We start from the raw sequence: 13,098 nt of genomic DNA on the forward strand, positions 1-13,098 counted from the left end.
TTAATTACCTGCTATTGCCTGCTGTAGTGCTTTAATCATTAACAAAGAAGAGGTTGCACCGGGATCTTGGTGACCAATACTGCGTTCACCTAAATAGCTTGCTCGCCCTTTTTTCGCCAACATTTCAATCGTGGCAACCGCGTTCGTTTCTGCTAGCTCAACCATTTCATTAAGTAAGTGATCGGCGCTCATGCCATTTTCTAACGACGCCTTCACGCTAACTAAAACGGGTAACCAAACATCACACATGGTTTTATCACCCAGCTCTGCTTTACCACGAGACACCACGCCATCCACACCGCTTTTTAGTGCATCCACTAACTCTTCAAACGTTAATTGCTCTCGAGTTCCGACAGCGGCAGCCGTACGAATAAACAGCGTGCCATACAGCGGGCCACTTGCCCCACCGACACTAGAAAGCAAGGTCATACCCGTATTCTTGAGAATGCTGCCGATATTTTGGTCCGCAAATTGCGGCAGTTTTTCCGCAACTTTTTTAAAGCCACGGTTCATATTGAGACCGTGGTCGGCGTCACCAATATCACGATCAAGGTCGGTCAGAAAATCTTGATTCTCTTGATACGTTTTTGCACATAACTCTAGCCAGTGAACGATATGTTGTTTTTCAATTTGCATGTTTGCTCTCCCCTGTTACCACTTGATCGCGGCCGTATCGACAGGAGCATCAAACAGCTCCAACATCTCTTTGTCTGCCTTTAGCAACGTAATCGAAACGCCTTCCATATCGAGTGACGTACAGAAGTTACCAACCATATTACGCACGATACGGAACCCTGCTTGCTCGCAGTTATGAGCCAGACGACGGTACACTCCGTAAAGCTCTGAAGTTGGCGTACCACCCATACCATTCACCATCACGATGTAGTCGTGTTCAGCGGCGAAAGGCTCAATGCTGGATTCCACTTCATCCCATTCACCTTCGTCACGATTCCAAATACGCAATGTGCGCTGATAAGGTGTGTTTTCAGCAACTTCAGCAAACATTTCATCCACTAACGTATCGACATCGGTGTATTTCACTCGCTTGATACCTGGTTCACCATGGATACCAACACCAAACTCCACTTCATCATCTTCCAGAACAAAAGATGGTTTACCTGCTGCGGGTACAACACAAGCATTAAGCGCCACGCCAAATGAACGACAGTGATTATTAACGCGACGAGCCAGTGCTTCACATTGCTCCAACGAATAACCTTTGCTCGCGGCAGCCCCAACTAACTTTTCAACCAATACCGTTCCAGCTACGCCACGGCGACCAGCGGTATACAGGCTGTCTTTGACTGCAACATCGTCATCCACCAACACCGACCCAACTTTGATACCATCGGTATGAAGCAGCTCCACAGCCGTTTCAAAGTTCAACACGTCTCCGGTGTAGTTTTTAATGATAAATAGCACGCCTTCACCAGTATTCACTTGGTTGCCACATTCGTACATTTGATCTGGCGTTGGTGAAGTAAATACCTCTCCAGGGCAGGCGCCTGTCAGCATGCCTTTACCAATAAAACCTGCGTGCAAAGGTTCATGACCACAGCCACCACCAGAAACCAGTGCCACTTGCCCCGGTGTTTCCTCGTGCCACATGTAACGAGGTTCGTAGTTCGCTTTTAGCTCAGGGCGGGACAATGCCAGACCTTCCATTTGCTGCAATACAACATCATCAACTTGGTTAATTAACTTTTTCATCGTTCTATCTCATTCCATTTATATTTTTATGTAGGGTATGAATTCATCTTAAACAGAGAAAAAGCGTGCTCAACAAAAATCAATCCGTTTCATATTGAAACGAAATCTTCGGCATTTTCGTTTCAATATGAAACGTAAAACGACAAATTTTCCTGAATAGTGATCGTCGCCATAAAGCATGCTGATGCTTATTACTTCTGACAGTCGGTTTGACACAGAGGTCATAAAAGCATGGAACAAAACCATAGATATCCTTCACCACTTACCACACCAAACCTAATATAAACCTTATCCTTATAATGGATATTCATTGCAGTCCAAAACACACATAAAAAAGGTTAAAGGTTTGAATTATGGACAAAATTATTATCAGCCCAAGCAAATACGTCCAAGGTGAACAAGTACTTACATCTATCGCTCACTATGTGAAAACATTGGGTGAACGTCCGTTAGTAATTGCCGATGAGTTCGTGACTAACCTGGTTGGTGATGACGTCAAGCAAAGTTTTGCTGACGAAAAGCTTCCACTCACTATGAACATTTTTGGTGGCGAATGTTCGCGCGTTGAGATTGAACGCATCACGGACATTTGTGCGACTCAAAAACACGATGTCATTGTCGGTATTGGCGGTGGTAAAACCTTAGATACAGCAAAGGCCGTTGCGTTTTACACCAAAATTCCTGTCGTGGTGGTTCCTACGATTGCCTCGACTGATGCGCCGACATCAGCGCTTGCGGTGATATACACACCAGAAGGTGAATTTGCAGAATATTTGATGATCCCTAAAAACCCAGACATGGTCATCATGGATACGTCAGTCATCGCCAAAGCCCCTGTTCGCTTACTTGTATCGGGGATGGGCGACGCGCTTTCCACCTACTTTGAAGCTCGTGCCAACATGACTTCTGGTAAGGCAACAATGGCTGGTGGGTTAGCGACGCGTTCAGCACAAGCGCTTGCGAAACTTTGCTATGAAACCTTGCTTGAAGATGGTGTAAAAGCAAAAGCTGCGGTAGAAAATGGTGTGAGCACCAAAGCGGTAGAAAACATTATTGAAGCCAATACATACCTAAGCGGTATCGGTTTTGAAAGCAGTGGTCTAGCGGGTGCTCACGCTATTCATAACGGCCTAACTAAGCTTGAAGAGTGTCATCATCTCTATCATGGTGAGAAAGTCGCGTTCGGCACACTAGTTCAGCTGGTACTAGAAAACGCAGCGATGGAAGAGATTAATACGGTTCTTGCATTCTGCCGCTCTGTAGGTCTACCAACCAACTTATTTGATATGGGCGTTAAAGAGCTTAACCACGCTAAGTTGCGCGAGGTCGCCGAAGCCTCAACGGCCGAGGGAGAAACCATCCACAATATGCCATTCCCAGTGACGGCAGAAAATGTCTACTCTGCAATTCTAACCGCTCACCAGTTGGGTCAATAACTCACCCCCTTAAAGTGGGCTTAAATAAAAAAGCGGCACATACTCTCGCATGTGCCGCTCAGGATTTTTGCTGTTAAGCGTAATTACTCAACCGTCACCGCTTTCGCTAGGTTACGTGGTTGGTCTACGTCCGTACCTTTGATCAGTGCTACGTAGTAAGACAGCAACTGCATAGGGATGGTGTAGTAGATCGCCGCCGTGATTTCACTAACGTGAGGCATTGTGATGATCTTCATTGTCTCATCGCCTTCGAAGCCTGCGTCTGCATCTGCGAATACGTATAGAAGGCCGCCACGCGCACGCACTTCTTCAACGTTTGATTTTAGCTTTTCAAGTAGGTCGTTGCTTGGTGCAACCACAACAACTGGCATGTCAGCATCAATTAGGGCCAGAGGACCGTGTTTCAGTTCACCCGCCGCGTACGCTTCTGCGTGGATGTACGAGATCTCTTTCAGTTTTAGAGACGCTTCCATCGCGATTGGGTAGAACTCGCCACGGCCTAGGAACAATGTGTGGTGCTTGTCTGCAAAATCCGTTGCTAGTGCTTCAATTTCTTTCTCGAAAGAAAGTGCCGCGTTGATTTGCTTAGGAAGTGCGTGTAGCGCTTCAACAATCTCTTTTTCTTTCTCTTTGCTGATGCGACCTTGCTCTTTACCCAGTGCTGTTACCAGCATAAGTAGTGCAGAAAGCTGAGTCGTGAACGCTTTGGTTGAAGCCACACCGATTTCGACACCAGCGCGAGTCATGAATGCAAAATCTGATTCACGAACCAAAGAAGAGCCTGCTACGTTACAAATGGTCATCGCCGCCATGTAACCTTTCTCTTTTGCTAGGCGAAGTGCTGCTAGCGTATCAGCGGTTTCACCAGACTGAGACAACGTAATAAGAAGGCTGTTTGGGCGAGTCACAAACTTGCGGTAACGGAATTCAGACGCAATTTCTACATCACAGCTAACACCTGCAATGTCTTCAAACCAGTAACGTGCCGTCATACCTGCGTTGTAAGACGTACCACACGCCACGATTTGTACGTGTTCTACTTTGCTTAGAATGTCTGCCGCGTGCACACCGATCGCGTCTGTCACAACAGAATCTGACGTGATACGACCTTCCATTGTGTTGATCAACGCTTTAGGTTGCTCATAGATTTCTTTTTGCATGAAGTGACGGTATTGGCCTTTATCACCTGCATCATGCTCTGCATTAGATTCAACAATTTCACGCTCAACTAGCTCACCCGTTGCATCAAACACAGTGACTTCACGGCGAGTAATTTCTGCTACGTCACCTTCTTCTAGGTACATGAAACGGCGCGTAACGTTAAGTAATGCAAGTTGGTCAGACGCTAAGAAGTTTTCACCCACACCAAAACCAATTACGATTGGGCTGCCTGAGCGTGCTACAACGATGCGTGAAGGATCTTTACGATCCAACGCTACCGTGCCGTATGCACCATCCAGTTGTTTTGCTGTCTTCTGTACCGCTTCTAGTAGCGTTTCTGAAGTGCGAAGTTCCCACTCAACCATGTGAGCGATAACTTCAGTATCCGTTTGAGATTCAAATACGTAACCACGAGATTGAAGCAGTTCACGTAGCTCTTCGTGGTTTTCAATGATGCCATTGTGTACCACTGCGATGTCACCAGACATGTGTGGGTGTGCGTTCACTTCTGAAGGTTCACCGTGTGTTGCCCAACGAGTGTGCGCGATACCGGTACCACCGATCACTTTTGCTTCGTCTACTGCGTCTGCCAGCTCTTGTACCTTACCTAGACGACGAATACGCGTTAGGTTTGTCTCACCATCAACAATCGCAACGCCCGCAGAGTCGTAACCGCGGTATTCCAAGCGACGTAGGCCTTCAACTAAAATTTCTGCAACATCTCGTTGTGCTACTGCACCTACGATTCCACACATGTGTTTATCTCCGTTTGTAGTTTTGTTCTTCCCTGACCATGATTTCAAATAGAGGCAGCAAGCAAAGGCCTTTATCCAGAGGGAAGTGAAATATGAAACTGTTTACATTATTAGATTAGGCGCAAATGACTTTAACGCCATGTTGTTCAATCTGTATTTTGTGTTCTGGCTGTAACTCTGCATCAGTAACCAACACATTAATTTGGTCCCAAGCGAGTTCTAAGTTCGGGATCTTGCGTCCTACTTTCTCTGATTCAATCATGACGATGACTTCACGAGACACTTCTGCCATGACCTTGCTTAAGCCAACTAATTCGTTAAACGTGGTGGTACCGCGTTCTAAATCGATGCCATCAGCACCAATAAACAACTGGTCAAAGTCGTAAGCTCTTAATACAGATTCGGCTACTTTGCCTTGGAAGGATTCTGAGTGCGTATCCCAAGTTCCGCCTGTCATTAACAGGGTTGGTTCGCTCTCTAATTCGTTAAGTGCATTGGCGACATGCAACGAGTTGGTCATAACAACCAAGCCTCGTTTGTCGTTTAATTGCTGAATCAGCGCAGCCGTTGTACTGCCACTGTCGATCACAATTCGGTTATGTTCTCGGATCAGTGATGCCGCTGCTTTTGCCAGACTTAACTTTCGACTCGAAACATTCGGACTCATTTCTTCATGGATAACTTCCGTTGGAATCGCAATTGCACCACCGTAACGGCGCAAAAGTTGTCCGTTTTTCTCTAAAGAAGCTAAATCCTTTCTAATCGTGACCTCTGAGGTTTCGAATTTCTGAGCAAGTTCATCAACGCTGACTTCTCCTAGTTCAGAAACCAAGTTAGAAATGGCGTGTCTTCTTAATTGAGTATTTCGTTTCGACATTTAAGTTTTGATTTTAAGTTTCGATGTGAAACTTATTATAGTCAAACCGAAACTTTTAAGTCCATTTATTTCGATCCAAAAAATTAATATTTCTCGATAAAACCTTGTCCTAAGACAATTCTTAAACAGTGATATTGGATTCATTCAGTGGTAGAATTCGCCACCGAAAAGAAAAAAAATTACAGAATTGAAGGCTATTTTTTTGCAACTTTCTGCATATAAAGTGGGATTGGTCACAAAAAGGTAACCAAAATCGCCGATCTTTTAGTCATAAAATGACTAAACTTGGTGAAAGACTTTCAGAATCTGAAGTTCTAATAATGAGACGAAAAATCGGTGGGTGACAGGTACTAAATGTCATCAAAAACGTCCTGACTTCAGAGTAAATAACCGACTTTCAAATTGTAACTATACTTACCGGAGAGTATCTTCCATGAAAAAGACCAAAATCGTATGTACGATTGGCCCTAAAACAGAATCTGTAGAGAAGCTAACTGAACTAGTTAACGCAGGCATGAACGTAATGCGCCTTAACTTCTCTCACGGTGACTACGAAGAACACGGCACTCGTATCGCGAACTTCCGTAAAGTAATGGAAGCTACTGGCAAACCACTAGCAATTCTTCTAGATACTAAAGGTCCAGAAATCCGCACTATCAAGCTAGAAGGCGGTAACGATGTTGATCTAGTAGCAGGTCAAGAATTCACTTTCACAACTGACACTTCAGTTGTAGGTAACAAAGATAAAGTTGCAGTAACTTACGCTGGTTTCGCAGCCGACCTAAACGTAGGTAACACTATCCTAGTAGACGACGGTCTAATCGAGATGGAAGTTATCTCTAAGACTGAAACTGAAGTTAAATGTAAAGTTCTTAACAACGGTGCACTAGGCGAAAACAAAGGTGTTAACCTTCCTGGCGTTTCTGTAAACCTACCTGCACTATCTGAAAAAGATAAGAACGACCTTAAGTTTGGTTGTGAGCAAGGCGTTGACTTCGTAGCAGCTTCTTTCATCCGTAAAGCGTCTGACGTTCAAGAAATCCGTGAAGTACTTGCTGCAAACGGCGGCGAGAACATCCACATCATCTCTAAGATCGAAAACCAAGAAGGTGTTGATAACTTCGACGAGATCCTAGAGCTTTCTGACGGCATCATGGTTGCACGTGGTGACCTAGGTGTTGAAATCCCAGCTGAAGAAGTAATCTTCGCTCAGAAAATGATGATCGAGAAGTGTAACCGTGCACGTAAGATGGTTATCACAGCAACTCAAATGCTTGATTCTATGATCAACAACCCACGTCCTACTCGTGCGGAAGCAGGCGACGTTGCTAACGCGGTAATGGACGGTACTGACGCAGTAATGCTTTCTGGTGAAACGGCGAAAGGTAAATACCCTGTTGAAGCGGTAACTATCATGGCTCAAATCGCGAACCGTACTGACTCAGCGCTAAAAGCTGAACTAGGTTCTCGTCTAGACAGCCCACGCCTACGCATCACTGAAGCAGTATGTAAAGGTGCAGTAGACACAGCTGAGAAACTAGCTGCTCCACTTATCGTTGTTGCAACTGAAGGCGGTAAGTCTGCACGTTCAGTACGTAAGTACTTCCCAACTGCAAACATTCTAGCGCTGACAACTAACAAGAAAACTGCTGCACAGCTAGTTCTAACTAAAGGTGTTACTCCTGTAGTTGTTGATTCAATCGAAAGCACTGACGCATTCTACGTAGCGGGTAAAGAACTTGCTCTAGAATCAGGTCTAGGTAACAAAGGCGATATCGTTGTTATGGTTTCTGGCGCTCTAGTTGCTTCAGGTACTACGAACACAGCTTCTGTACACGTGCTATAAGACTGAACTTTTAACACTTCAGTTTCTTGAGAAGGAGGGCTTATGCCCTCCTTTTTTATATGGCTTTCTTGCTCTCATAATAGGCTAATTGTATTATTTACCTCTATCAGAATTTCGTACTGTTTAATTTTATCGTCACGATTAAAGTTTCTATGAGGTGTATGTGTCTAGTCCCACTCTTACCGACAAAGTATTAAGAATGATCCGTCAGGATATTCTCGATGGCGAGCTTAAACCAGGTCAAAAACTCGTGGTTGCCGAACTCAAAGAGAAGTACAACGTAGGAGCGTCACCCATTCGAGAAGCATTGGTGCAATTATCTTGGAGCAAATACGTCAAACTCGAGCCGCAAAAAGGCTGCTGGGTTGCACCTGTATGTAAAGATGAGTTACATGACTTGTACGAAAGCCTGCAAATGGTCTCCGCATGCTTACTCAGTAAGGCAATTATGATTGGCGATGAAAAATGGGAACTGGATGTACTAACTGCTTATCACAAGTTATCCCGAGTAAAACCTGGCGAAAGCTTTTGTTGGAGGGAATGGGAAGAGCGCCAAAATCAGTTTCTTACTGCGCTGTTTGAAGGTGCTGGCTCTGTCAATATGTTTGGGTTTTTCCGCGATCTACTCACGCAAATTAAACGCTACCAATACTTCGCGATGCAGATTTTAGGCACAGGGAACCCTGGGCACTGTAATCTCGATGAGCAAGAAATACTGATGAAGGCATCGCTAGACAAAAAGAGTCAGGATGCTTTAGGTTATCTAGAGCGTTATTTGAGACAGTCAATACAGTGTATCGAAGCCGCCATCGACAACCAATGTCGCATACTGGCTAGCGAATAACGTTGAGACTAAAAAGCGGGGGTCTATCCCCGTTTTTTCGTTTTTGTAAAAGCACTAAGCAATATCATCATAACTATGACATAGCGATACGCAGTTACGCCCTGCACTTTTTGACTCATACAAAGCAATATCAGCACATTTATACGTTCTTGTACGATCAGAGGTTAAATCACTATATCCAGCACTTACAGTAATACCTCTATCACTACGCATTTGAACCGCGACACGTAGCCTGTTCAATACAATTTCAGCCTCTTCTAGTGTTGTATGCGGCATAATCACTGCAAATTCCTCACCACCGACACGAGATACAAAGTCTGTGCTGCGGACTTCTTCTAGGAGGGTTTCTGCGACACTACAAATCACCTTGTCTCCTTCGTCGTGGCCAAGCTCGTCATTAATACGCTTAAAATGGTCAATATCAAACAACGCCAAACAAGCAGGAGGGCTATCAGGATAGCGTTCAATAATCCCCGCATATTGCGCCAATTGCTCTTCAAATTTTCGGCGGTTCCACAACCCCGTCAAGCCATCTTTTTCGCTTAGGTTTCGTAATTTTTCTTCTAACTCTTTTTGCCCAGAGATATCCACCAGCGACGTAATGTAATAACTCACTTTACCTGATTTGGTTAAATTCGCCTGAATACGCATTATTGCAGTAAAGACTTGATTAAACTTAGTTCGACAACGAATCTCCCCTTCCCATACGTGTTCACTCTTCAGTGTTTTCCAGATACTCAGGTTTGCTTCGAGATCTTCAGGTAAGAGAATTAAATGATGTGCACTCCAACCTTGGGCATGCTTGGTTGAGTAACCCATCATGTTTTCAAACTCTTGATTAACCATGATGATTCTATGTGAAGCATCCGAGATCATCACCGCAGTCATACCATCAAGAGCAGCTCGAGCCAACTTCGATTCCATACTATGACGCCGATAATGCAGAGCAAGGGCTGCCGTCGGCAAAGTGAAGCCGAGCACCAAACTTAGAACAAAAAACGCTTCTTGGATTAAGTCATCAATATCCCTCTGAGCTCGGGATAATAACTGCTCATTGGTAAGATCAATAACCAGATGAAGAGGTTCGCTAGAAACAAACTGGATGGTGCGATACGCGACCAAATTCGAACCATTGTAAGCATAGCCCGAATCTTTTGAATTTAAACTACGCCAAATGTTTGGGTACATCCGGCCAAAATTAAATTGAGAGCGAGCGGGAATTATATAGCCATACAAACGAGCTGATTTAGGGCTATCAATGTAAAATCCGTCACTTTTAATCAGCTCAATATGGAAATCAAGCACTGACGAATAGTTGAGTCGAGAGGATAAATAGTCAATATCAACATTAAGCACAAGATACCCTTCGCGCTTTCCGTTAAGCGAAATAGGCATCAAAATACGCAGTGACGGGCTATAGGGATAGACTAACTCGCCATACTCTCGTTCTAAACCTATCCCCCACGAAGCGATTTCGCCATCGTCTAAGTTCTTAGCGAATTGAAAGTAATCTCGCTCTGACTTATTTTGCAATTTGATCGCGGGCAACGCAGCGCCTGTTTCAATCTCATAATTAATCCTCACTTTTTCTCGACCAGAAACATCAAGAAAGCGAATTTGCTTATACAACTTTTGATTGATTGCGACCGAGATCCACATGTCTTCTAAGATGGAACGGTTCACCCGGTTAGGTTGGCGCAGATATTCATACAGACTTTGGCTGTGACCAAGTAGGTCACTGATCGTTTCGATTTGATCCTGAATATTGCTGTATTCACGGCCAGTATAGGCCAATTGATGTAACGCTTCTTGAGCGGTGTTCTCAACATTGTTTTCTAACAACGTCAGATATTTCTGATAGTAGTAAGCGGCAGTGAGTGCACTAAAAAATAGTGCTGTCGCCAATAAGGTGCCGACTCGCTTAGGTACTTTCACACGTCTAATGCCTATCATGCTTACTAAAACGACAATTATATCATTAATTGTTATTTTCTAAACAAAAAAGCCACTTAGATTAAGTGGCTTTTCTATATGCAATCAGAGAGTTAAGGTTTGAGGGCTCGCTCTCCTCGCGCAATGCCAACGACACCACTACGAGCAACTTCGACAACTTCGGTCACTTCGGATATCGCTTGAATGAAGGCATCTAGCTTTTCACTCGTACCCGCAAGTTGTACGGTGTATTGGGAAGCCGTGACATCCACGATCTGGCCACGAAAGATGTCTGCCGTCCGCTTCACTTCTGCTCGCGCAAAACCACTGGCTTTCACTTTCACCATCATCAGTTCACGCTCAATGTGCTCATACTCGGTGACTTCTTGCACTTTCAGCACATCGATCAATTTGTGTAACTGCTTCTGAATTTGTTCCAACTGCATCTCATCAGATGTCGTGGTAATGTTCATTCGCGACAGGGTTTCATCATCAGTCGGTGATACCGTCAAAGATTCAATGTTGTAACCACGTTGAGAGAACAAACCAACAACACGAGACAACGCACCCGGTTGGTTTTCCAATAGCAATGAAATAATGTGTCTCATATTAAGTTCTCTCCGTTTTGCTTAGCCACATTTTATCCATACCCTCACCTTTGATTTGCATCGGGTATACGTGTTCGGTTTCGTCTACGTTGATGTCCACAAACACCAGACGATCTTTCATATCCAACGCTTTTTGTAGCCCTTCTTCGAGCTGATCAGGCGTTTCGATACGAATACCGACGTGACCATAAGCTTCTGCAATCGCTGCAAAGTCAGGAACAGAACTCATGTAAGAATTAGAGTGACGACCTTGATAAATAATGTCTTGCCACTGTTTTACCATGCCTAAGAATCGGTTGTTCAGGTTGATGATCTTCACTGGAATGTCGTATTGCATGGCTGTCGACAATTCTTGAATATTCATCTGAATACTGCCGTCACCAGTCACAACCACGACCTCTTCTTGTGGCATGGCAAACTTCACGCCCATGCCAGCCGGAAGACCAAATCCCATGGTGCCAAGACCACCAGAGTTTATCCAACGGCGCGGCTTATTGAATGGGTAGTACAGCGCCGCAAACATCTGATGCTGGCCCACATCAGACGCCACATATGCGTCACCATTAGTTAGCTTGTGCAGCGTTTCAATTACTTGCTGTGGCTTGATTCGTTCTGGAGACGTTTCATAAGACAAGCAGTTGCGGTCACGCCATACTTGAATGTCATCCCACCATGCAGTGATAGCATCTTGATCATTTCCACTACCTTGCTCTGCAAGCAGCCCGAGCATGGTTGTCAGCACTTTTTCCGCAGAACCTACGATCGGCAAATCCACTTTCACGTTTTTCGAGATCGATGACGGATCGATATCAATATGCATCACTTTTGCGTTTGGGCAGTACTTTTCAAGGTTGTTGGTTGTACGGTCATCAAAACGCACACCGATACCAAAAATAAGATCCGCTTCATGCATTGCCATATTAGCTTCGTAAGTGCCGTGCATACCCAACATGCCCAGTGAGTTTTTATGTGTACCCGGGAATGCCCCCAAGCCCATCAAAGTACTCACAACGGGTAGGTTCAGTTTGTCGGAAAGCTCTAAAATATGTTCATGAGCGCCAGAAATCACCGCACCACCACCGATATAAAGCACTGGTTTTTTCGCTTCTAATAGCGATTTAAGCGCTTTTTTAATCTGGCCTTTATGGCCCGAAGTTGTCGGCTTGTAAGAACGCATTGAAAGCGTTTCTGGATATTGATAAGGCAGTTTGATTTGCGGGTTCATCACATCTTTTGGCAAATCAATCACAACTGGACCAGGTCGACCCGTAGTCGCGATATAAAACGCTTTTTTGACTGTTTCAGGAATATCTTCCGCTTTTTTTACTAAAAAGCTGTGTTTGACCACTGGGCGGGAGACACCGACGATGTCACACTCTTGGAAAGCATCATTACCAATTAGGCTATTCGGTACGTTACCCGAGATAACGATCATTGGGATAGAGTCCATATACGCTGTTGCAATACCCGTAATGGTATTGGTCGCGCCCGGCCCCGAGCACACAAGTACGACACCCGGTTTACCGGTAGCTCGAGCGTAACCATCTGCCATATGAGTGGCGGCTTGCTCATGCCTTACAAGTACGTGTTTGATTTGATCGGTTTTGGCATGCAGTGCATCGTAGATATCCAAAACAGAGCCACCTGGGTAGCCAAAGATCTGCTCTACGTGCTCTTCTATCAGAGATTGAACCACCATCTCTGCGCCTGACAACATTGCTGTCATAATTGCTCTCCTTAGCCAGTTTCCTCACCGTAAGGTCAACGGATTGGTCTGGTTTTACATAGTCTAGGTCTTATTCGTAGCCTAATCGAAATACTTCCACGTTTTCGGCTATGTCTTGCGTTCGTCATAACATCCCGCAAGGTTACCCAACAAATGTAACGTTTTATTATCAAAGGGTCTAATGAGAGATTGGTCTACTTTTT

Annotated in this window: 10 protein-coding genes; 3 read left to right on the forward strand and 7 right to left on the reverse strand. The window is 44.7% G+C overall.

Annotated elements, in window-relative coordinates; all coding sequences use genetic code 11:
• The gene (dhaL, locus tag R7P80_RS12275) at positions 1–636 is read right to left on the reverse strand and encodes a dihydroxyacetone kinase subunit DhaL (protein WP_005379705.1); all 636 of its coding nucleotides are present in this window, start codon (positions 634–636) and stop codon (positions 1–3) included.
• Between the two features lie 15 nt (positions 637–651).
• Entirely contained in the window at positions 652–1,710 is a 1,059-nt protein-coding gene (gene dhaK / locus R7P80_RS12280) for a dihydroxyacetone kinase subunit DhaK (RefSeq protein WP_005379704.1), read from the reverse strand.
• Positions 1,711–2,063: 353 nt separating this feature from the next.
• Here dhaK and R7P80_RS12285 point away from each other — a divergent pair, with 353 nt between their 5' ends.
• Entirely contained in the window at positions 2,064–3,146 is a 1,083-nt protein-coding gene (locus tag R7P80_RS12285) for a glycerol dehydrogenase (RefSeq protein WP_005379703.1), read from the forward strand.
• Positions 3,147–3,229: 83 nt separating this feature from the next.
• On the opposite strand, the gene glmS is transcribed toward R7P80_RS12285, so the two are convergent.
• A complete protein-coding gene (gene glmS, locus R7P80_RS12290; protein WP_225491723.1) occupies positions 3,230–5,062 on the reverse strand; it encodes a glutamine--fructose-6-phosphate transaminase (isomerizing) in 1,833 nt (610 codons plus the stop codon).
• Positions 5,063–5,177: 115 nt separating this feature from the next.
• Entirely contained in the window at positions 5,178–5,939 is a 762-nt protein-coding gene (locus R7P80_RS12295) for a DeoR/GlpR family DNA-binding transcription regulator (protein WP_225491722.1), read from the reverse strand.
• Positions 5,940–6,372: 433 nt separating this feature from the next.
• On the opposite strand from R7P80_RS12295, the gene pykF reads away from it, so the two are divergent.
• Together pykF and R7P80_RS12305 are read left to right on the forward strand one after the other, a co-directional pair.
• A complete protein-coding gene (gene pykF, locus R7P80_RS12300) occupies positions 6,373–7,785 on the forward strand; it encodes a pyruvate kinase PykF (RefSeq protein ID WP_005392243.1) in 1,413 nt (470 codons plus the stop codon).
• A gap of 157 nt (positions 7,786–7,942) precedes the next feature.
• Positions 7,943–8,629, forward strand: a complete 687-nt coding sequence (locus tag R7P80_RS12305) for a GntR family transcriptional regulator (protein ID WP_080659233.1) — start codon at positions 7,943–7,945, stop codon at positions 8,627–8,629.
• 54 nt (positions 8,630–8,683) lie between these two features.
• Here R7P80_RS12305 and R7P80_RS12310 read toward each other — a convergent pair whose 3' ends face one another.
• The 3 genes from R7P80_RS12310 to R7P80_RS12320 form a co-directional block, all read right to left on the reverse strand.
• Positions 8,684–10,564 (reverse strand): GGDEF domain-containing protein, encoded by a 1,881-nt coding sequence (locus R7P80_RS12310; RefSeq protein WP_053303326.1) that lies wholly within the window; start codon positions 10,562–10,564, stop codon positions 8,684–8,686.
• Between the two features lie 110 nt (positions 10,565–10,674).
• Positions 10,675–11,169, reverse strand: a complete 495-nt coding sequence (gene ilvN / locus R7P80_RS12315) for an acetolactate synthase small subunit (protein WP_005379697.1) — start codon at positions 11,167–11,169, stop codon at positions 10,675–10,677.
• Position 11,170: 1 nt separating this feature from the next.
• Positions 11,171–12,895, reverse strand: coding sequence for an acetolactate synthase 3 large subunit (locus R7P80_RS12320; RefSeq protein ID WP_225491721.1), 1,725 nt, complete (start codon positions 12,893–12,895; stop codon positions 11,171–11,173).
• Between the last annotated feature and the right edge of the window lie 203 nt (positions 12,896–13,098).

Origin of the sequence: Vibrio sp. 2092, assembly GCF_033339635.1 — a bacterium.
In the GTDB taxonomy this organism is placed as follows: Bacteria; Pseudomonadota; Gammaproteobacteria; order Enterobacterales; family Vibrionaceae; genus Vibrio; species Vibrio alginolyticus.